18 protein-coding genes are annotated in these 20,183 nt (G+C 65.8%); 7 read left to right on the forward strand and 11 right to left on the reverse strand.

Features of this window, described 5'->3' with window-relative positions:
- The first annotated feature begins 153 nt into the window (after positions 1-153).
- Together trhO and AX729_RS34170 are read left to right on the forward strand one after the other, a co-directional pair.
- A complete protein-coding gene (trhO, locus tag AX729_RS34165) occupies positions 154-936 on the forward strand; it encodes an oxygen-dependent tRNA uridine(34) hydroxylase TrhO (protein ID WP_061028689.1) in 783 nt (260 codons plus the stop codon).
- A complete protein-coding gene (locus AX729_RS34170; protein ID WP_061028690.1) occupies positions 926-1,144 on the forward strand; it encodes a SlyX family protein in 219 nt (72 codons plus the stop codon). Before trhO ends, AX729_RS34170 begins: the two co-directional genes overlap by 11 nt.
- 6 nt (positions 1,145-1,150) lie before the next feature.
- Here the strand turns inward: AX729_RS34170 and AX729_RS34175 are convergent, their stop codons facing one another.
- Both AX729_RS34175 and AX729_RS34180 read right to left on the reverse strand, forming a co-directional pair.
- Positions 1,151-3,052 carry a diguanylate cyclase domain-containing protein gene (locus AX729_RS34175; protein WP_061028843.1) on the reverse strand — a complete coding sequence of 634 codons (1,902 nt, stop codon included), beginning with the start codon at positions 3,050-3,052 and terminating at the stop codon, positions 1,151-1,153.
- A 174-nt stretch (positions 3,053-3,226) separates the two neighbouring features.
- Positions 3,227-3,442: a hypothetical protein gene (locus tag AX729_RS34180; RefSeq protein ID WP_061028844.1), complete on the reverse strand. Its 216-nt coding sequence runs from the start codon at positions 3,440-3,442 to the stop codon at positions 3,227-3,229.
- Positions 3,443-3,545: 103 nt separating this feature from the next.
- On the opposite strand from AX729_RS34180, the gene hemE reads away from it, so the two are divergent.
- Complete coding sequence (gene hemE, locus AX729_RS34185; RefSeq protein WP_061028692.1) at positions 3,546-4,580, forward strand: uroporphyrinogen decarboxylase; 1,035 nt, start codon at positions 3,546-3,548, stop codon at positions 4,578-4,580.
- A 173-nt stretch (positions 4,581-4,753) separates the two neighbouring features.
- Here the strand turns inward: hemE and hemC are convergent, their stop codons facing one another.
- The 3 genes from hemC to AX729_RS34200 are packed head-to-tail and all read right to left on the reverse strand — an operon-like array spanning position 4,754 to position 8,026.
- On the reverse strand, positions 4,754-5,734 hold the full coding sequence (gene hemC / locus AX729_RS34190; protein WP_197433743.1) for a hydroxymethylbilane synthase: 981 nt from the start codon (positions 5,732-5,734) through the stop codon (positions 4,754-4,756).
- A gap of 25 nt (positions 5,735-5,759) precedes the next feature.
- Positions 5,760-7,385, reverse strand: a complete 1,626-nt coding sequence (locus tag AX729_RS34195) for a GMC family oxidoreductase (protein WP_061028696.1) — start codon at positions 7,383-7,385, stop codon at positions 5,760-5,762.
- Positions 7,386-7,435: 50 nt separating this feature from the next.
- On the reverse strand, positions 7,436-8,026 hold the full coding sequence (locus AX729_RS34200; RefSeq protein ID WP_061028698.1) for a TetR/AcrR family transcriptional regulator: 591 nt from the start codon (positions 8,024-8,026) through the stop codon (positions 7,436-7,438).
- A 100-nt stretch (positions 8,027-8,126) separates the two neighbouring features.
- On the opposite strand from AX729_RS34200, the gene AX729_RS34205 reads away from it, so the two are divergent.
- Complete coding sequence (locus AX729_RS34205; protein ID WP_061028701.1) at positions 8,127-8,492, forward strand: nuclear transport factor 2 family protein; 366 nt, start codon at positions 8,127-8,129, stop codon at positions 8,490-8,492.
- Positions 8,493-8,502: 10 nt separating this feature from the next.
- Here the strand turns inward: AX729_RS34205 and AX729_RS34210 are convergent, their stop codons facing one another.
- On the reverse strand, positions 8,503-9,699 hold the full coding sequence (locus AX729_RS34210) for a hypothetical protein (RefSeq protein ID WP_245325494.1): 1,197 nt from the start codon (positions 9,697-9,699) through the stop codon (positions 8,503-8,505).
- A gap of 231 nt (positions 9,700-9,930) precedes the next feature.
- Between AX729_RS34210 and AX729_RS34215 the strand changes: the two genes are divergently transcribed.
- Positions 9,931-11,892, forward strand: a complete 1,962-nt coding sequence (locus AX729_RS34215) for a putative bifunctional diguanylate cyclase/phosphodiesterase (RefSeq protein ID WP_061028704.1) — start codon at positions 9,931-9,933, stop codon at positions 11,890-11,892.
- A gap of 208 nt (positions 11,893-12,100) precedes the next feature.
- Here AX729_RS34215 and AX729_RS34220 read toward each other — a convergent pair whose 3' ends face one another.
- From AX729_RS34220 to pgm, 4 genes are all read right to left on the reverse strand, one after another.
- Complete coding sequence (locus AX729_RS34220; protein ID WP_061028706.1) at positions 12,101-13,081, reverse strand: PDR/VanB family oxidoreductase; 981 nt, start codon at positions 13,079-13,081, stop codon at positions 12,101-12,103.
- An 11-nt stretch (positions 13,082-13,092) separates the two neighbouring features.
- The gene (locus AX729_RS34225; RefSeq protein WP_061028707.1) at positions 13,093-13,845 is read right to left on the reverse strand and encodes a GntR family transcriptional regulator; all 753 of its coding nucleotides are present in this window, start codon (positions 13,843-13,845) and stop codon (positions 13,093-13,095) included.
- Between the two features lie 3 nt (positions 13,846-13,848).
- On the reverse strand, positions 13,849-14,898 hold the full coding sequence (locus AX729_RS34230; protein ID WP_061028709.1) for an aromatic ring-hydroxylating dioxygenase subunit alpha: 1,050 nt from the start codon (positions 14,896-14,898) through the stop codon (positions 13,849-13,851).
- Positions 14,899-15,216: 318 nt separating this feature from the next.
- Positions 15,217-16,863, reverse strand: a complete 1,647-nt coding sequence (gene pgm, locus AX729_RS34235; protein WP_061028711.1) for a phosphoglucomutase (alpha-D-glucose-1,6-bisphosphate-dependent) — start codon at positions 16,861-16,863, stop codon at positions 15,217-15,219.
- A gap of 240 nt (positions 16,864-17,103) precedes the next feature.
- On the opposite strand from pgm, the gene AX729_RS34240 reads away from it, so the two are divergent.
- Positions 17,104-18,255 carry an alpha/beta hydrolase family protein gene (locus AX729_RS34240; RefSeq protein WP_156457359.1) on the forward strand — a complete coding sequence of 384 codons (1,152 nt, stop codon included), beginning with the start codon at positions 17,104-17,106 and terminating at the stop codon, positions 18,253-18,255.
- A gap of 49 nt (positions 18,256-18,304) precedes the next feature.
- Entirely contained in the window at positions 18,305-19,099 is a 795-nt protein-coding gene (locus AX729_RS34245; protein WP_061028716.1) for a lytic transglycosylase domain-containing protein, read from the forward strand.
- Positions 19,100-19,220: 121 nt separating this feature from the next.
- Here the strand turns inward: AX729_RS34245 and AX729_RS34250 are convergent, their stop codons facing one another.
- Positions 19,221-20,036 (reverse strand): response regulator transcription factor, encoded by an 816-nt coding sequence (locus tag AX729_RS34250; protein WP_061028719.1) that lies wholly within the window; start codon positions 20,034-20,036, stop codon positions 19,221-19,223.
- Between the last annotated feature and the right edge of the window lie 147 nt (positions 20,037-20,183).

Here is a 20,183-nt window from a genome sequence, read left to right on the forward strand (position 1 = left end):
TCTCGAAAACCGCGTCTACATGACACATTCCGGCCCGGCGGGGCAATGCTGGCATACCAGGAAAATGGCTGCCATCCGCTGCGCGTATGGACCTTTCTGCGCTGACCGCCATGCGGGTTTTCCGGATGGCTGCCGCCTGCTAAACGAGCCGCCATGTCTCGTCCGGATTCAGCCGCCAAGGTCGCGGCCTTCTATCAGTTCGTCGCCCTCCCGGAATACCGCGAGCTGCGCGAGCCGCTGCGCGCCTTCTGCGCTGACCTCGAGCTGAAGGGCAGCGTGCTGCTGGCGCAGGAGGGTATCAACGGCACCGTCGCCGGTGCGCCGGAGGCGATCGATGCGTTCGTCCATGAACTCGCGCACGGCGGCCTGTTCGGCGGCCGGCTCGACAATCTCGAATTGAAGTTCTCGGCCGCCGAGGCGATGCCGTTCGGGCGCCTCAAGGTGCGGCTGAAGAAGGAGATCGTCACGCTCGGTGACGCGGCTGCCGATCCGACTCGCCAGGTCGGCACCTACGTCGATGCAAGCGAATGGAACGCGCTGATCTCTGCGCCCGACACGCTGCTGCTCGACACCCGCAACGCCTTCGAGGTGGCGATGGGAACGTTCGATGGCGCGATCGATCCCGGCATCAAGAGCTTTGGCCAGTTCAAGGATTTTGCCGCCGAGCGGCTCGATCCGGCAAGGCACCGCAGGATCGCGATGTTCTGCACCGGCGGCATCCGCTGCGAGAAGGCGAGCGCGCACCTGCTCGCACGCGGCTTTGCCGAGGTCTATCACCTCAAGGGCGGCATCCTCAAATATCTCGAGGAGGTGCCGGAGGCGGAGAGCCGCTGGCGCGGCGAATGCTTCGTATTCGACGAGCGCGTGGCGCTCGGCCATGGTTTGCGCGAACGGGGCTTGCTCAAACAGGAAATGGAGCACGGCCGTGACGAATGAGATCAAGGCGCTGAGCGAGCGCATCGACACGCTGGAGACGCGCCTCGCCTACCAGGACGACACGATCGAGACGTTGAACCAGACGATCACCGCGCAGTGGAAGCAGATCGACACGCTGACGCGGCAGATCGCGCAGCTCTATGAGCGACTCCAGGAGGCCGAGGCAAATGCGCCCGGACCTGCCAACGAGCCTCCGCCGCACTATTGAGCGGCCTTACTGGCCGGACGCCTTGGGGAGCAGGCTCATGAGCTCGCCGGACATCATCAGGCGGTCGCGGCCTGCGTCCTTGGCGGCGTAGAGCGCGCGGTCGGCGGCTTCGACCAACGATGCCACTCCCGCCGTGCGCTCCAGCGCCGGCCGGCAGGTCGCACCGCCGACCGAGACGGTGACGATTCCGGAAGCAGGATTGGCGCGATGAACGAGGCCGGCCTCGCGAATGGCGCTGCGGATCCGCTCGCCGACCAGGGCGCAGCCGGCGGAGTCGATGTTCGGCAGCAGCATGGCGAACTCCTCGCCGCCATAGCGCGCCGCAAGATCGCCGACGCGCTGAGCCTCGGCGGCGATGATCTTCGCGATCAGGCGCAGGCAGGCATCGCCCGCGGGATGGCCGTATTCATCGTTGTAGGCCTTGAAGTGGTCGACGTCGATCATCAGCAAAGCGAGGCTGGAGCGGTCGCGATAGGCGCGCGCCCACTCCTCCTGCAGCCGCTCGTCGAAGTGGCGGCGATTGGCAAGGCCGGTGAGGCTGTCCTCGATCGCAAGCGATTCGAGCCTGGTTTCCAGCCTCTTCTGTTCGGTGATATCGCGGGAAATCGCGACCACGCCGTCGACACGGCCATTGTCCTTGCGCGTCACGCGCATGGTCGATTCGAGCCAGATTTCGCCGTTCAGCCGGTGCGCGTTGCGGTAGGTGAGACGCGCCTCCTCCTTCTCGCCGCGCTTGATCGCATCGACGATCGCCTGGACCCCCGGTAGGTCCTCCGGATTGATGCCCGCAAGAGCCGGCGTGCCGACCAGCTGGTTTGGGCGCCAGCCGACGACGCGGACCGACGATGGCGAAACATAGCGCAGCCGTTCGTCGGGGCCGATGCGCGTCACCATGTCGCTGGAGCCTTCGGCGAGCAGTCGGAAATGGGCCTCGGTCTCGGCCAGCGCGACGGCCATGCGCTGACCCCGGTGCAAGTGCCGCACCAGTACGCCGCCGATGACCGCGATCAGCATCACCAGCGCGAGCACGTAGACCATGCGGGAGATGGCCGCGGCGCGCCAGGGCGCGAGCAATTCGTCCTTGTCGACGGTGGCGACCAGGACGAGCGGGAAACGGCTGCTGCGATTGAAGAAGCTGATGCGTTCGGCATCGTCCAGGGGCGACTTGAAATGATAGACGCCGCTCGGCCGCTGCAGGCTGGCATCGCGGAACAACGCGGTGTCGGCGACGCTGCGTCCAACGAATTTATCGTTGCCGGGATCGCGCGCGATGATCAGCCCATCGCCATGCACCAGCGTCGCGGAGCTGTTGCGGCCGATCTCGAACTGCTCGTAGAAATGCGAAAAATATCTGGAGCTGATGGTTGCGAGCACCACCCCGCCGAAGCTCCCGTCCTGCTTGTTGAAGCGGCGCGACATGGGCACGACCCATTCGCCGTCGATCAGGCTCTTCACGGGACGGCCGACATGGGCCTCGCGCTTCGGCGAGAGCCGGTGATATCGGAAGAACGCATCGTCGCTGAGGGTGGAGCCGATCGTACCGGGCGAGGTCAGCCAGTTGCCCTGATCGTCGATGATGGCAAGGCTGTGGATGCGCGAGATCGCGTTCTTCCGCGCTTCCAGGATCGTTCCAACCTTTGCGATCGCGGCCGGCCCGGTGCCATCCATCTCCAGCCGGCTCACCACGCCGACGACGCCGGAATCGAGCAGATCGAGGCTGTCTTCGGCATGCTGCGTCAGCGAACGCGCAACGTTCGCCATTGCGGTCTCTGCACCCCTGAGCACCGAGTCGCGCGCAGCCCATTCCCGCCAGGCGCTGACGCCGAGGATGGTCGCGCAGGTCAGCGCGACGAAAGCCGCCGCGCGTAGCGGCAGGCGGCTCCATCCGGCTTGTTGGGTAGCGCTCATGCGGCAGAGTCCTCCGATCATTCGGAAGCTCTGCCGTTTCTGTTATGGAACTCTGAAGCTACGACCCGAACAGGTACCGATCCGACCGCGTTCCAGTACTATTACGGACGCAATGAGCGGTGCGTCGCTAACAAGCCGTTAGCAAGCCTATCGGATTTCGGCGCCCCGAAGCCGCTAGCTGAAGATGGCCTTGACCTTGTCCCAGAGCGAGGGATTGTCGGCGTCCGCATCGGCCTTCGAGGGGGTCGGCTGCGCGGCGCTGACGGGATCGGAGGCCGGGAAGGTGTCTTGCAGCCCGGCGTCGAGCTTGGCGTTGCGGTCGGCAACGAGCGCCTCGCGCGGGTCGACGGCGTGCTTGTCGTGCGGCGCGGGATTGAATGTCTCAGCCATGATCTCCTCCATGAGCTGTCAACGCAGCCCGGTCGCGCTGGTTCCCCTGTTCCGCCGAGGGCTGGCGGTGTATCAGGAGCCATAACCGTCAGCAGGATCATTCGTGCCCCAGTCTCCGACGAAACCCTTCATCGACGTGCTCTCCGGCCGGCGCCAGACCATCCCGCCTTTGTGGATGATGCGCCAGGCGGGGCGCTATCTTCCGGAATATCGCGAGGTGCGCGCCAAGGCCGGCGGCTTCCTCGATCTCTGCTTCAACCCGGAGCTTGCCGCCGAGGTGACGCTGCAGCCGATCCGCAGGTTCGGCTTCGATGCCGCGATCATTTTCTCCGACATTCTGGTGATCCCCTATGCGCTCGGGCGCTCGGTGCGGTTCGAGGTCGGCGAAGGCCCGCGGCTCGAGCCGCTGGACGATCCCGCCAAGGTCGCGACGCTCGCCGCACAGGCGGACTTCGGCAAGCTCAAGCCCGTGTTCGAGGCGCTGAAGATCGTGCGCGGCGCGCTCGATCCCAAGGTGGCCCTGATCGGCTTTTGCGGCGCGCCCTGGACGGTTGCGACCTACATGGTCGCGGGCCACGGCACGCCGGACCAGGCGCCGGCGCGGATGATGGCCTACCGGCATCCGGAGGCGTTTGCGAAGATCATCGATGTGCTGGTCGACAGCTCGATCGAATATCTGCTGGCGCAGCTCGCCGCCGGTGCCGACGCGCTACAGATCTTCGATACCTGGGCTGGCGTGTTGCCGCCGGCCGAGTTCGCGCGCTGGTCGACCGAGCCGACGCGGCGCATCGTGGAGGGCGTGAGGGCCAAGGTGCCGGATGCGAAGATCATCGGCTTCCCTCGCGGCGCCGGCGCGCTGCTGCCCGGCTATGTCGAGGCAACCGGCGTCAATGCGGTCAGCATCGACTGGACCGCGGAGCCGGCCTTCATCCGCGAGCGCGTGCAAAGCAAGGTCGCCGTGCAGGGCAATCTCGATCCGCTGGTGCTGATCACAGGCGGCGGCGCGCTCGACCGCGCGGTCGACGATGTGCTGGCCAATTTTGCGCAAGGCCGGCTGATCTTCAATCTCGGCCACGGCATTCAGCCGGAAACGCCGATCGCCCATGTCGAGCAGATGATCAAGCGCGTGCGGGGCTGATCTATTTCGCCGCTTCGGGGGCGGCAAAACAAAAACCGCGAAAACAACCCCATGCACAGTAGACAAGTCATTGAAAAGCTTGGGCTGGCATGGCTCGTCCCGCGCGTTTGACACGTCGGGCAAAACAGGCGCACGATGACATCATCGCCGTCGTCGTTTCACAGCCAGGCCAATCAGCGCGGCCGGCTGCGCTCGATGATCTCCGCCGCCCCCTTCGCCAGCAGATCCAATCCCACGGCACGCCCGAGCTCACGCGGGCGGTTGGCGGGGCCTGCGCGCGAGGCTTCGATGATGGTGTTGCCGGAGAGGTCGAGCACGGAGGCGGCGAGCGACATCTGATCGCCTGCGATGGTCGAGAAGCCCGCGACCGGTGAATTGCAGTGACCGTTGAGCACCCACAGCACCTCGCGCTCGGCATCGGCCGAGGCGTGCGCAGCGGGATCGTCGATCGATGACAGGATCTGCCGCGTCTGCCAGTCCTGCGCGGCGCATTCGACGGCGACGATGCCCTGCCCCGCCGCCGGCAGCATCTCCGCCGCGGTAAACTCATAACCGATGCGGTGCGCAAGACCGACGCGATCGAGACCGGAACGGGCCATGATGAGCGCATCGGCCGGGCCCACCGCGCCGCCATCCGGCAGGCGCTGCTTCTCGCCGTTGTCGAGCTTGCGCACGCGCGTGTCGGCGGCGCCGCGGAAGTGGATGATCTCGACATCGGGGAACAGCCGCCGCGCATAGGCCGCCCGGCGCACCGCGTTGGTGCCGATCTTGAAACCCTTGCCGCCGGACTGGCGCAGCGCCTCCAGCGTCACGCCGTCGCGCAGCACCAGCGCGTCGCCCGGTGGATCGCGCGACAGCGTCGCGCCGATGACGAGGCCGGGCGTGTCCTCGTTGCCCGGCACGTCCTTGAGTGAATGCATTGCCGCCTGCAGCTCGCCCGACAGCACAGCGGCGCGGATCTGCGCCACGAAGGCGCCGCCCTTGCCGCCGTGCGGCAGGAGCTTGCTGGTCTGGTCGAGATCGCCCGTGGTGTCGAACTTGACGATCTCGACGTCCAGACCGGGCACGGCGGCGGTCAGGCGGCGCGCGATCTCTTCCGTCTGCGCCAGCGCCATGGCGCTCTTGCGGGTGCCGATCTTGAGTCGTGTAGCCACGTCGTTCTCCATCCCGGACGCGTACTCAGCGCGCATCCTCCAATATCATGTCGGAGGCCTTTTCGGCGATCATGATGATCGGCGCGTTGGTGTTCCCCGACACGAGGTCCGGCATGATCGAGCCATCGACGACGCGAAGGCCTTCGAGCCCCCTCACCTTCAGCCGCTGATCGACCACCGCGAGCGGGTCGTTGCCCATACGACAGGTCGAGGTCGGATGGTAGATGGTGCTGCCGCGCTCGCGGCAATAATCCAGTATCTCGGCATCCGTGGATACTTTCGCGCCGGGGTCGTACTCGCTGACGACGAACGGTTTCAGCGCCGGTGCGTTCAGGATCTTGCGCAGGATCTTCAGACCCTCGACGTTGGTGGTGCGGTCGGTCTCGGTCGACATGTAGTTGATGCGGATTTCCGGCGGCACGGCCGGGTCCGCGCTTTTGATGCGGAGGCTGCCGCGGCTTTCGGGCCTGAGCTGGCAGACCGAAGCGGTGAAGCCGGAGAAATCGTGCAGCTTCTCGCCCATCTTGTCGGTCGAGAATGGCAGGAAGTGCACCTGGATGTCGGGCGACGCCAGCCGTGGGCTGGTCTTGAAGAACGCGCCCGCGGTGCCCGCCGCAATCGTCAGCCAGCCCTTGCGGAACAGCGCATAGCGCGCGCCGGCCATGGTGCGGCGTAGCGGATGATTGATCGTGTCGTTCAGCGTGATCTTCTGCGAACAGCGCATCACGATGCGGACCTGCATGTGGTCCTGGAGATCGTGACCGACGCCGGCGGCGTCCAGCACGACGTCGATGCCGTGCTTGCGCAGGAGATCGGCGGGACCGACGCCCGAGAGCTGAAGGAGCTGCGGTGAATTGTAGGCTCCGCTCGACAGCACGATCTCCTTGCGTGCTCGCGCGCGGCGCACGGCCGCGCCTTGCCGATATTCGACCCCGACCGCGCGGCGCCCTTCGAAAAGGACGCGCTGAGCGTGTGCGGAAGTCTCGATCCTGAGATTGCTGCGCGTCCTGGCGGGGCCGAGATAGGCCACCGCAGTCGAGGCACGGCGGCCCTTGCGCGTCGTCGTCTGGAACAGGCCGACGCCTTCCTGCGCGGCACCGTTGAAATCGGGGTTGTAGGGCAGACCGGTCTCGACTGCGGCATCGATGAAGGCTTTGGACAGCGGATCGGTCACGATCATGTCGGACACCGGCAGCGGACCGCCCGTGCCGTGATACTGATCGGCGCCGCGCGATTGGTTCTCGGCTTTCTTGAAGTAGGGCAGCACGTCGTCGTAACCCCAGCCGGTGTTGCCGAGCTGGCGCCAGCGGTCGTAATCCTCGTGCTGGCCGCGAACATAGAGCAGGCCGTTGATCGAGCTCGACCCGCCCAACGTCTTGCCGCGCGGCTGGAACACCTGGCGTCCCTTCAGCTCGGGCTCCGGCTCGGTCTGGTACATCCAGTTGACGGTCTTCTCCTTGAACAGCTTGCCGTAGCCGAGCGGCACGTGGATCCAGATGTTGGAATCCTTCGGGCCGGCCTCGAGCAGCAGCACACTGTGCTTGCCGTTCGCCGAGAGCCTGTTGGCCAGCACACAGCCGGCCGAGCCGGCACCGACTATGATGTAGTCGAATTCGGGATCGGACGGCGCGAGAGGGGAGTTTGCGTTCATGTGCTACTGTTCTTCTTGGTGTTGGCGTTTCCGTCGCTCACTTAGCACAATCATTCGCGCAGGCGCAGCGCCTCGACCAGCGACTTGAACGCACGGGCATATTCCGCGCCCGCCCTTGCGATATCGGCGCGTCCGGCGCAGGCGACCGCGGCTTCCGTCACCGCGCCGAGCAGCAGCCGGGCGAGCGGCTCGACCGGCTGGCGCGCGATCAGGCCGGCGTCCATCGCCGCAGAGAGCGCGCGAGGCAGCTTGCCACCAAAGTGCCTGGCGTCGATCTCGCGCCAGCGCTCCCAGCCGAGCACGGCCGGGCCGTCGCGCAGAATGATCTGGCCGGCCGGTCCCTTCGCTGTCGCAGCAAAATAGTGCTGGGTGCCCGCGACCAGCGCGGCAAGCACATCCTTCTCGGCCCGTGCCGTGCGGTCGATCTCGGCCACGAGGTCGCGCGAGACCTGGTCGAACACGGCTTCGAACACCGCTTCCTTGGTCTTGAAGTGATGATAGACCGCGCCCTTGGCGACGGAGGCTCCTTCCGCGATCTCGTCCATGGTGGTGGCGGCATAGCCCTGCGTCCCAAACAGGCGACGCGCCGCCGTCAGAATCGCCTCCGTCGTCGCCGCGCGCCGCTCTGCTTGCTTGGCCATGAGTCTCGTCTAGTCGAAACGGGCGCAGGCCGCCAGTTGACTTTTCGACTATCGGTCGGTACTTACCAACTATCAGTCGGTTTTATGCCTGAGGTGCATCATGCCGAGCCGTGAGATCGTCGAAGCGTTCGCAAAGAGACTGGAAGGCGGCGACTTCGTCGGAGCGATCCTCGACTACTACGCGCCGGACGCCGCAACCTACGAGAATCTCGCCGCGCCAACGGTCGGGCGCGACAAGCTCGCGGACAAGGAGCGTGGCGTGCTGGCGGCGTTCAAGGAGGTCACGGCCGTGCGCCTCGGCCCGAGCTTGATCGATGGCGATATCGTCGCAAGCCGCTGGAAATTCTCCTTCACCAACGCCGAGGGCGTGACCCTGACACTGGAGGAGATCGCATGGCAGACCTGGCGAGCCGATGAGATCATCGAGGAACGCTTCTTCTACGACCCGAAGCAGCTTGGACGCTGAGCGGACTTCCTCATCGGTACAGCATGACCACGATCATGCCGATGAGAGGTGCAAAAAACCTGACGGCCTGCCACGGCGAGCCGTCGATCGACCAGCGTCCATAGACGATGGCGCCGCCGTCGTGGGATGACGGCTTCGGTTGATCCCGGAATGCTTTCCATCGCGCCTCCGCAGGCCCGAGAAAATCTTCCGGCTTGACCGTCATGTCGGCGCTGTTCAGCACCACCTGCATCATCTCGCCTTTCGGCTGGAACATGGCTTCGGCCCCGGGCGGCGCAAAGAAGCTGCGCTTCGGGGCGATGTGCTGTTCATAGAAATCCTGGCCGACCGTGACGGCCGCAGCATATGGACTGACGAACGGCACCCCCGAGATGCCGGGAACGACGAGATGGCCCACCCCACGCACCTCCCGCCAGGGAATGAAGAGACCCTTGAGCCAGGGCCTGTGAAACCGGATGCCCGTGGCAGACATTGAGACGACCGCCCGATCCGCGTAGAGATGCCGGTAAGCTGAAAACACAATCCATCCGAAACCCAGATAGAGCAACATCCAGCCGAAGACATTCAGCGATGGATTCACGAGGTGGCTCCAATAGAGACTGCGCATGGCCCCGACGTAGCTGGAACGGCCGCTTGGTCCGCCGACCAACACGCTGATGACACCGATCACGCCGGAAACGATGATCAGGACAAGGACGCCGATCAACAGTTCCAGAAGCAATGGCAGGCCGGACCGTCCGATCAGGGTCGTCAGTGCATAGCCTGCGAACGCCAGCCCCAGGAGAGCCAGATAGACGGCGGCCAGGGCCGCACCATTCTGGCCGCGGCTCTCGGCGTGAATGGCGATCGCAAGACCGGCGACGCAAGCCCACATGGCCCAGGGAAGGCGGTCCATCCGCCACTTGTCCATCGTGTATTCGACCGTTGCCGAAACATCGGCAGAAGGCTCGCTCATGGACAGGCCCTCGTGATCGCAAAACGTATCCGCAGCCGACGCGGCGCACTCAAACCTGGTCGGTCCGAGAAATCTTACCATGCGTTCGCGGAGGTCGTCACGATGCGGCCGGGGGGCGCGGAAAGAACGGACGAGGAGCGCTTCTATTACGATCCGAAGCAGCTGGGGCGGTGATTCCGGACTGAAGGCGTTGAACCTCCGCAGCGTCATGGCCGGGCTTGTCCCGGCCATCCACGAGCTTTCCTGCGGCACGAAGAACGTGGATGCCCGGGACAAGCCCGGGCATGACGGACCTGCGGCGATCGCTTCGGATGCAATTGCCTACCCCCGCCACCCTGCATCTGTATCGATTTGTTATCGATACTCCCTCACGAACACGCAGAAGTGGTCAGCGCGAGCACCGCAGCGAAGCATAATTCATAGTTCGTCAAAGGTTTGCGGCGAATTCTCGCGCGCCGGACAAACGGCCGAGCAGGCTCTGGAATGCGGACTCGAACGACCAACTATGCCGCACGGCTGTTCGCCGGCGATCTGTCGGCCTTTGGCGGTCCCGCAACCGACGAGGCCGTCGCCGGGTATATCCGTGCCGAACAGATGTCGCTGGTGCTCTGCTATTCGGTCGGCATCATGCTCGCCAATGCCTGCAACGCCATCGTGCTCGCCATCGCACTGTGGCAGTCGCCCGACGGGACGGCTGCCCTGATCTGGGCTGCCGCTGTCGCCACCGCCGCGATCGGATTCGGCCTGCAATCCCGCGCCGCGCGCCGCATCACCAGGCCGCTGGTCGTCTCGCGCCGCGCCATGCATCGGCTGGTACGCAATGCTTTCCTGCTCGGCGCGGCCTGGGGCATCGTCCCGGTCGCCTTCTTCGCCGACGCTTCGACCGGCGGCCAGCTCGTCATCACCTGCCTGTGCTCGGGCATGCTGGCCGGCGGCGCGCTGGCCTTCGCCACGATTCCGATCGCGGCCATCGCTTTCACGGCCCCCATCTTCGTCGGGATCGCCGTCTGCCTCGGCAGGAATGGCGACCTGGCCTTCCTGCTGATCGCCTTTCTGGTCGCAGTGTATGGCAGCGTCCTGCTACGCGGCGTGTTCGTCAATTCGTTCTCGTTCACGCGGCGTTTGATGCGGCAGATCGAGGCCGAGCGCACGGTGCGGCTGGATTCCCTCACCCATCTGCCCAACCGCGTCGCCTTCAACGAGACACTCGATGCGGCGCTCAAGCGGCTGGCGTTGTCGGGTGAGGAGTTCGCGGTGCTGCTGCTCGACCTCGATCGCTTCAAGGAGGTCAACGACCAGTTCGGTCATCCCGCCGGCGACGAATTCCTGGTCCAGGTCGCAAGCCGCCTGGAACGCTGCACGCGCGCAGGCGAGCATGTCGCGCGCATCGGCGGCGACGAGTTCGCGCTGGTCATGAACAATGTGGGGCGGCCGGAAGACGCGCTCGAGATCGCCGAACGCTTCGTCGCGGCCTTCACCGAACCGTTCCAGATCGAGGGCCGCCGGATCGTCGGCGCGACCAGCGTCGGCATCGTGCTGGCGCCGCGCGACGGCAACACGCCGCTCGACCTCATGAAGAACGCCGATGCCGCGCTCTACCGCGCCAAGAAGGCGGGACTCGGCACGGTCTGCTTCTTCGAACAAGCCGACGACAGGCTGTCCCGCGACCGCAAGGCGCTGCAATCGGACCTCGAGGGCGCGATCGCAGGGGACCAGCTGTTCCTGGTGTTCCAGCCGTTCCTCGATCTCGGCGGCAGCCGCATCACCGGCTTCGAGGCGCTCCTGCGCTGGCAGCATCCAACGCGCGGACTGGTACCGCCGAGCGAGTTCATCCCGATCGCCGAGGAGTCCGGGCTGATCCACGAGATCGGCGAATGGGTCGTCCGCCGCGCCTGCGCGACGGTCGCCGGGTGGCCGGAGGAGATCCGGGTGGCCGTGAACTTCTCGGCAGCGCAGTTTCACAACACAGCTATTCTCCAGATCATCGTGCAGGCGCTCGCCGAGGCCAAGATCGCCCCGCACCGGCTCGAGATCGAGATCACGGAATCGATGCTGCTCTCGAAATACGCCTCGGCCGCGACGGTCCTGAATGCGCTGCTGGAGCTCGGCGTCACCGTGGCGCTGGACGATTTCGGCACCGGCTTCTCGTCGTTGACTTACCTGCGCAAAGTGCCGTTCAGCCGCATCAAGATCGACCAGTCCTTCATCCGCGACATGCTGGAGCAGCCGGACTGCGCCGCGATCGTGAAGTCGGTGATCTCGCTCGCGCGCGACTTGCAGATCGGCGTCGTCGCAGAAGGCGTCGAGACCGCCGATCAGCTCGAATATCTGCGCCAGTTAGGTTGCGACGAGGCGCAGGGCTATCTCGTCAGCCGGCCTGTATCGCCCGATCGCGTGCTGGCGCTGCTGGATACGAAGACGTATCGGGCGACTTTCGCGGCGTAGGTGATTGGGGCGAAAGTGGCAGATACGGCGGCGGTAAGCCCCCTCTCCCGCTTGCGGGAGAGGGCTGGGGAGAGGGTTGTCTCCGCAGAGGGACTCCCCCAGAGCAGAGAACCCTCACCCGCGCCTTCGGCGCGACCTCTCCCGCAAGCGGGAGAGGTGGAGACCGCGGCGCGTCCATTCATCCCAACGAATTCCAGCTTCAGGCAGATCAGAGCGCGTCGACGCGCAGCAGCGTATCCACCGTGATCGTGCCGCGGGCGCGGGAGACGCAGGCGCAGATCTTCTGGTTGCTTTGCTTCTGGTGATCGCTGAAGAAGACATCGCGGTGGTCGATCTCGCCGTCGATATCGACCACGTCGATGGCACACAGGCCGCACTCGCCGCGCTTGCAGTCGTACATCACCTCGTGGCCGCTGGCGTTGAGCACGTCCAGCATCGAGCGCTCGCGCGGGATTTCGAGCTCGATAGCCGAGTCCTTCAATCGGACGCGAAACGTTTCGGTCGGCAGCGTGCCGCTGGAGCCGAAGGTCTCATAGCGGAGATCGGGAAGCGGATGACCGGCGCCGATCCAGGCGTGGCGCGCCGCGTCCAGCATCCGCATCGGGCCGCAGAACAGCGCGAGCGTGCCCTTGGGAAGTGAAGCAAACAGGCCGTCGAGATCGAGCCGGCTGCCTTCGTCGCTGGCATGAACGACGAGGCGATCGCCGAGCATCGCGGCGAGATCATCGAGATAGGCGGCCTCTGCGCGCGAACGCACCGCGTAGTGCAGCCTGACATTCGCCCCGCGGCGCGCCAGCGCCTGCGCGGCACCGAGGACCGGCGTGATACCGATGCCGCCGGCGATCAGGCAATAGTCTTCGCGGGTCCAGTCCACCGCGAGCAGCGAGGCGGGCTGCGTGATGTCGAGCCGCGCGCCCGGCTGCAATGACCACATGTAGCGCGATCCGCCGCGGGAATCGTCGGCGCGGCGCACCGCGATCTTGAATCCATGCGAAGAGGCCTCGCCGACCAGCGAATAGGACCGCGTCTCCGGAAGGCCGTCGATGGTCACGCTGACATTGATGTGGCTTCCGACCGGATAGGCCGCGACGTCGAGCTGATCCGGCTTGATCAGGAATTCGCGGATGCCGGGCGCGAGATCGCGGGTCGAGACGAGCGTTGCCGGATTCCAGGTTTCGATGAAGCGCATGGTGACGGCCCTCAATCGGTTGCGGTCTTGATCAGCGCGAGCGCCGGCAAGAGGTCGAGATGGGTCCGGTTGCGCAGCGCGAGGCGCAGGTTTCGCACAGCGAGCCGCGCGTGCTCACGCATGATGGCCTCGGCGCGCGCGCCTTCGCGGTTCTCGATGGCGTCGATCACGACGCGATGGTGCTCCTGCCCGATGATCAGGATCTGCTGCGCCTCGGGCAACGCCGACTGCGCCATCACGAAGCCGCTCGGCGAGGCGAACGGCAGCGCCGAGGCGCGGTCGATCTGGCGGATCAACGGCGGGCTGCGCGACAGTTCGGTGAGCACCGCGTGGAAGCGCGCGTTCAGCGTGACATAGGACGAGAAGGCATCGACCGAGATCGGCACCTGCCGCAGAAGCTCGTCGATCGCCGCGAGGCATTCCTTCAGCGGCTCGAGCTCGCGTGCGGAGACGCCGCGCTCGGCGGCGAAGCGCGCCGCAAGGCCTTCGAGCGTGCCGCGCAGCTCGATGGAATCGGAGATGTCGCGCTCCGAAAACGCCTTCACCATGAAGCCGCCGGAAGGGATCGCCTCGAGCAGACCCTCCTCCTCCAGCCGCACCAGCGCCATGCGCACCGGCGTGCGCGAGGCGCCGGTGGTCTCCACCGCCTGAAGCTCGGAGATGCGCTCGCCCGGGCGCAACGCGCCCGACAGGATCTGGTCGCGCAGCGCGAGCTGCGCCTTCACGGTCTGCGAGACGGATCGGTCGACTTCCCGCTCGGCCATCGCCTACTCCGCGGCCTGGAGGCGTTGCGGCGCATTCTCCTTGGCAATCATCTTGTCGATCAGCTTGCGCGACCACATCGCGCCGGCGTCGATGTTGAGGTTGTAGAAGATGCGGTCGGGGTTCTCGTCCATCGCGCGCTGCTGCGCCTCCAGGATCAGCTCGTCCTCGCGGAAGATGCCGGAGACGCCCTCACGGATCTCGGTGGTGATGCGCTGCTCGCCGAGGCGGTAGTTGCGCACGAAGGCCCAGAAATAATGGCAGGTCTTCTCTGTCTCGGGCGTAATGGTGTTGAGCACGAAGCCGTTGACGCCCTGCGAGCGGTCGCCTTCCGGCGCGCCGGTGCCGGTCGGCGCGACGCCGACGTCGATCGCGATGGTGCACGGGGCCTCGAAGCGGATGATCTGCCAGCGGTCGACGAGTCCGGGCTTGCCGAGCTGCTTGGCCCAGAACGGCGGCGGCTCGATGCCCCGCATCCAGCGGGTCACCGTCACGGTCTTCTCGCCATGGGTGACGTCGAACGGGGCTTCGGCAACCGCCTCGTTGCCGATCGAGGAGCCGTGCACGAAGGTCTCGTGGGTGAGATCCATGAGATTGTCGAGCACGAGGCGATAGTCGCAATTGACGTGGATGGTCTTGCCGTCGCCGGCCCAGGCCGGATCGTGATTCCAATGCATGTCCGGCACGAGCGCGGGATCGGCAAGCGCGGGGTCGCCCATCCAGAGCCAGATGTAACGGTGGCGTTCGACCACGGGATAGGCGCGCACGCAGGCCGACGGATTGATGGTCTCCTGCGAGGGCATGAAGGTGCAGCGGCCTTGCGCATTGTATTTCAGACCGTGATAGCCGCAGACGACGGTGTCGCCCTCGAGCCGACCCTTGGACAGCGGCACCAGGCGATGCCAGCAGGCGTCCTCCAGCGCGGCCACCGAGCCATCGGCCTTGCGGTACATCACGACATGCTTGCCGCAGATCGTCCGCGGCAGAAGCGCCGGCTTCACCTCCGCATCCCAGGCGGCGGCGTACCAGGCATTCATGGGGAAGGGCTTTGTCATCGGTCTCACTCCCACGGCTTATGTATGCGTTCTGTATACAATAGCGCGGGACTAGAATCGTTCAAGCGTGAAATAATACCGTTACTCGTCATATCGGTATACAGGAAATAATGTAAGATCCTTCCGCGGAGACGGTGCACCTCTCCCGCTTGCGGGGGAGGTCGGCGCGAAGCGCCGGGTGGGGGCTCTCTCCACCCAGGGGTCCCATCTGCAAGTCCCAGACAATCCCGACGCGGAGACACCCTCTCCCTGACCCTCCCCCGCAAGCGGGGGAGGGAACGCACCCGTCACCGCGGCGACAGCTTCGATTTCAAAAGACTACGCCCCGAACACCTTCGCCAAGCCCGCCTGCGCCTCGTCCTGGATCCGCTTCAGGTGCTCGGTGCTGCGGAAGCTCTCCGCGTAGATCTTGTAGACATCCTCGGTGCCGGAGGGCCTTGCAGCGAACCAGCCGAAATCGGTCTCGACCTTGATACCCCCGAAGGACTGGCCGTTGCCGGGCGCCTTGCTCAGCGTGGCGCGAACCGGATCGCCGGCGAGATCCTTCAGGCCGAGCTGCTCGGGCGTGACGGACTTCAGGATGTTCTTCTGCGGACCTGTCGCGGCGACGTCGATGCGCGCGTAATGGGGCATGCCGAATTCGGCGGTGAGATCGCCGAAGAGCTGGCTGGGATCGCGGCCGGTCTTCGCCATCATCTCGGCTGCGAGCAGGCCGAGGATGATGCCGTCCTTGTCGGTGGTCCACACCCCGCCGTCGCGACGCAGGAACGAGGCGCCCGCACTCTCCTCGCCGCCGAAGCCGAAGCCGCCAGTGAGGAGGCCATCGACGAACCATTTGAAGCCGACCGGAGTCTCGACCAGCTTGCGGCCGAGCTTTTTCGCGACGCGATCGATGATCGAGCTCGACACCACGGTCTTGCCGATCGCGGCATCCTTGCCCCAGTGTGGGCGGTGCGCGAACAGATAGGAGATCGCGGTCGCCAGATAATGGTTCGGATTCATCAGGCCGCCGGTGCGCGTCACGATGCCGTGGCGATCGGCATCGGTGTCGTTGGCAAAGGCGACGTCGAAACGGTCGCGCATCGCGATCAGGCTCGCCATCGCGTAGGGCGAGGAGCAATCCATGCGGATCTTGCCGTCCCAGTCCACGGTCATGAAGCGGAAGGTGGGATCGATCGCTTCGTTCACGACGGTCGCCTTCAGGCCGTAGCGCTCGATGATCGGATGCCAGTAATGCACGGCGGCGCCGCCGAGCGGATCGATGCCGATGTTGACGCCGGCGGATTTGACGAGGTCGAGATCGACGACATTGCCGAGATCGGCGACGTAGGGCGTGATGAAGTCGTAGGCGTGGACATTCGCGGATTTTTTCGCCTTGGCGTAGTCCATCCGCGCGACGCCCTTGAGGCCATCGGCGAGATAGGCGTTGGCACGCTTCTCGACGACGCCGGTCACATCGGTATCCGCCGGGCCGCCATGGGGCGGATTGTATTTGTAGCCACCGTCCTCCGGCGGATTGTGCGATGGGGTGATGACGACGCCGTCGGCGAGGCCGCTGGCGCGGCCCTTGTTGTAGGTGAGGATGGCGTGCGAGATGACGGGCGTCGGCGTGTAGCCGCCGTCCTTGTCGATCATGATCTCGACGCCGTTGGCCGCGAACACCTCGACCGCGCTGACCAGCGCCGGCTCGGCCAGCGCGTGGGTGTCGATGCCGATGAACAACGGACCCGTCAGCCCCTTTTCCTTTCGGTAGTCGCAAATCGCCTGCGTGGTGGCGAGGATGTGCCCCTCGTTGAAGGTGTTCCTGAACGAGGTGCCGCGATGGCCGGAGGTGCCGAACGCCACCCGCTGCGCGGGATCCGCAACATCAGGCTTGCCGGCGAAATAGGCCGTCACCAGCCGTGGAACGTTAGTGAGCGCGTCCGGCGAGACAGGCTTGCCCGCCGCGGGATGAACATCAGCCACTGAGATTTCCTCGTCCTGTCGTCACGGATTTAGCGGATACCATAGCATCGGCGGTGCCCCCGCCAAGTGCACAACACGCGCGGTGGGGAAGGCGTTCCTTGGGCATCAACCCGGAATGAATGCCGCAGCCCGCATGAGCAAAGCGATATGCGGGACCATCTGCCCCGGATGTCGCTCCGCTCATCCGGGCTACGAAACCGTGCTATGCTCTCCGCCAACGGTGCCCTTTCCAATCGTCTCATGATTCCTTCGCGCAAGCTGCTTCCGCTGATCGCTGGTCTGGTCTTCGGCGTCACCTTGGCTGGCCCGCCGACGCGGGCCGCCGAGTTCTACACCGAGGACCTGCGCATTCCGATGTCGGAGGCTGGGCCGCAGGGGCTGGAGGCGTTTCTGGTCCGCCCCGCCGGTGCAAAGCGTTATCCGCTGGCGCTGCTCAGCCACGGCTCGCCGCGCAAGTTCGACGACCGCGCGACGATGTCCGCGCGCAAATATTACGGCATCGCGCTCGAATACGCCCGGCGCGGCTTCGCCGCCTTGATCGTGATGCGGCGCGGCTACGGCACCTCGCCCGGCGGTCGCATCGACAGCCTCGGCGGCTGCGCGAAAGCGGCGTACCTGCCTGCAAGCGCAGTCGCGGTTGCTGATCTGCGCGCCGCGATCGATGCGATGGCGCGCCGGGCCGACGTGACGACGTCAGGCATGATCGCGGCCGGCCAGTCCGCCGGCGGGCTCGCAACCGTCGCGCTGAGCGCGCAGGCCCCACCCGGCCTCGTCGCCGCGATCAACTTTGCCGGCGGCCGCGGCTCGCGGAACGACGACGACGTCTGCAATCCCGATGGGCTGGTGCGCGCCTTCGCCACCTTCGGCAAGACGTCGCGCGTGCCGACGCTGTGGGTCTACGCCACCAACGATTCGTACTTCGGTCCCGACCTCGCGCGCCGACTCCATGACGGCTTTAGTGCCAGCGGCGGCAACGCGACGTTCATCGCGGCGCCGCCTTACGGCGACGACGGCCATTATCTCTATTCGGTCGCGGGCCGCCCGCAATGGACGCCGTATCTCGACGCATTCCTGCGCGAGCGCGGCCTCGTCGGCCGCGACATCCTCGGCCCGCCCGATCCGCTGCCGCCGCCACGCCAGCTCGACGAGGCCGCGCGGGCCGAGTTCGCCCGCTATCTCGCGAGCATGCTGCCGCACAAGGCTTTCGCGGTGTCGCCGAACGGCGGCTATGGCTGGCGCTCGGGCCGCGCAACGGCCGACGATGCCCGGCGCGACTCGCTGGCGGCGTGCCTGAAATGGTCGCCCGTCTGCACGCTCTATGCGGTCGACGACCGGTTGGCCGCGCCTTCGCCAGCGACCTCCACCGATCAGAGCGCCCGCGCGCGGCAGTGACGGCGCGCCGGATGCCGGTTTGTTAACTCCGGGGCTCTATGAGAAAACCATGCTGTGGGATCGGGCATGCTTCAAGCTCGGCGCGACGTGGAGACACGTAGCGGTCGTCCTGATTTTGTCGGCCCCGATCTGCGCGCATGCGAGCGACGGCGATACCGACGGGCCGCACACGACCTCGACGATCGCCAACGCCAGGACGGAGCTCGGTGCCGGCGAGACGCCGACATCCCGGGCCATGATCCGGAAAATCATCGAGAGAGAAACCGCAAACACCAATCTGTCGGCCGATATCGCCGAAGCCGTCGTCTTCGTCGAAAGCGGCTATAATCCGGGGGTCATCGGCAGCGCCGGCGAGATCGGCCTGATGCAGGTGCGGCCCGGGACGGCGGCGATGCTGGGCTTCCGGGGAAGCGACGCGGAGCTCGCAGAACCGGACGTCAACATCCATTTCGGCGTGCTTTATCTCAGCCGGGCCTGGCATCTGGCAGGCGGGGACCTCTGCCGCGCCCTGATGAAATACCGGGCAGGTCACGGCGAAGAAGAGATGACCGCGCGGTCGCAGGTCTATTGCAACCGCGCCCGTAACCGTCTCGTCGCGATGAGCGCGATGCCGACAGGGGCCGAAGCCGCGGCTGCTCCGGATCCGGCGCCCCCGGTCGCTGCTGTGGCTCCGGCAAAACCGGCGAGCCGCCCGAAGATGCCGGCGCAGCCCAAAGCGGTCTATGCACGCTATCGCCAAGGCACCGCGGCCGCCAGCCGCGCCTATTGGGCCGCGCACGAAGCCCGGATCACCCAAATCAAGGCGCGCATCCAAGCCAGATGGAAGCGCGTCGCATCGCGTTGACGGCGAGCCGGCCTCTCACCTGGAGCCTTTCCCGTTCCGATGGGATTGGAACGAGCCTCCAGATTCTTGGTCTAGCGTGTCTTCCTGACGCGAGCCGGTGTCCACTTCGTTCGAAAACGCTCTACAGCCGCTCGCTGAGCGCGAGCTTGTAGCCGACGCCGGTGACGGTCGCGATCACCGGCGTGCCGCTGCCGATCAGCTTGCGGCGCAGCCGCGCCACCAGCGCATCGACCGTGCGGATGTCGACTTCGGCCTGGCGGTTGCTGACCACCTCGATCAGATAGTCGCGGCTGAGCGGCCTGCCGTCGGCCCCGACCAGTGCCGCCAGCAGGTCGAACTCGGCGCGGGTCAGCGCCACCGGCTTGCCGTCGCTGCCGAGCAATTCACGCCGGGTCAGGTCGATGATCCAGTCGCCGAACGCGATCGAATTGTGGTTGCGCGCCGCCTTGCGGTCGATCGAACGCCGCCGCAGCACGCTGCGCGCGCGCGCGAGCAGATCGCGTAAGTTGATCGGCTTGGTGACGTAATGATCGCCGGCGATCTCGAGGCCGAGGATGCGATCGACGTCGGTGTCGCGGCGGGTCACGAAGATGATGCCGGCGTTGCTGGTGGCCTGGATCTCCTTGGCGAGCTCGAAGCCGTCGCCGTCCGGCAGCTGCACGTCGAGGAAGACGAGATCGGTACGCGCGCGCAAAGCCTGGCGACATTCCGCGCAGGAGCCGGCACCGACCACGTCGAAATTGTTCTCGTTGAAATAGCCGACCAGCATGGTCCGCGTCACCGGATCGTCCTCGACGACGATCAGCCGCTCGCGGCCGATAGGACGTAACTCCTGACGGGCGGAATCGGCCACGATGTTGGATATCCTGTGTGCTTGCGGCCCGGCCTGAAGACCCAGATCGTCGCGCAACGCGCGGCCTTGTGAACGACCATTCACGACCTGTTCGAGCCCCCGAAATTTGCCTGCCGCGATACTAGGCGTGTTGTACTGCCCAAACAATATTGGTCATGGCCTTGCCGCATTAAGTATGAATTGGCCCACATTTCTCATTCCGCGCATCATCGCGCCGGCAAGGTTCACGAC

Source organism: Bradyrhizobium sp. CCH5-F6 (assembly GCF_001556045.1).
In the GTDB taxonomy this organism is placed as follows: domain Bacteria; phylum Pseudomonadota; class Alphaproteobacteria; order Rhizobiales; family Xanthobacteraceae; genus Bradyrhizobium.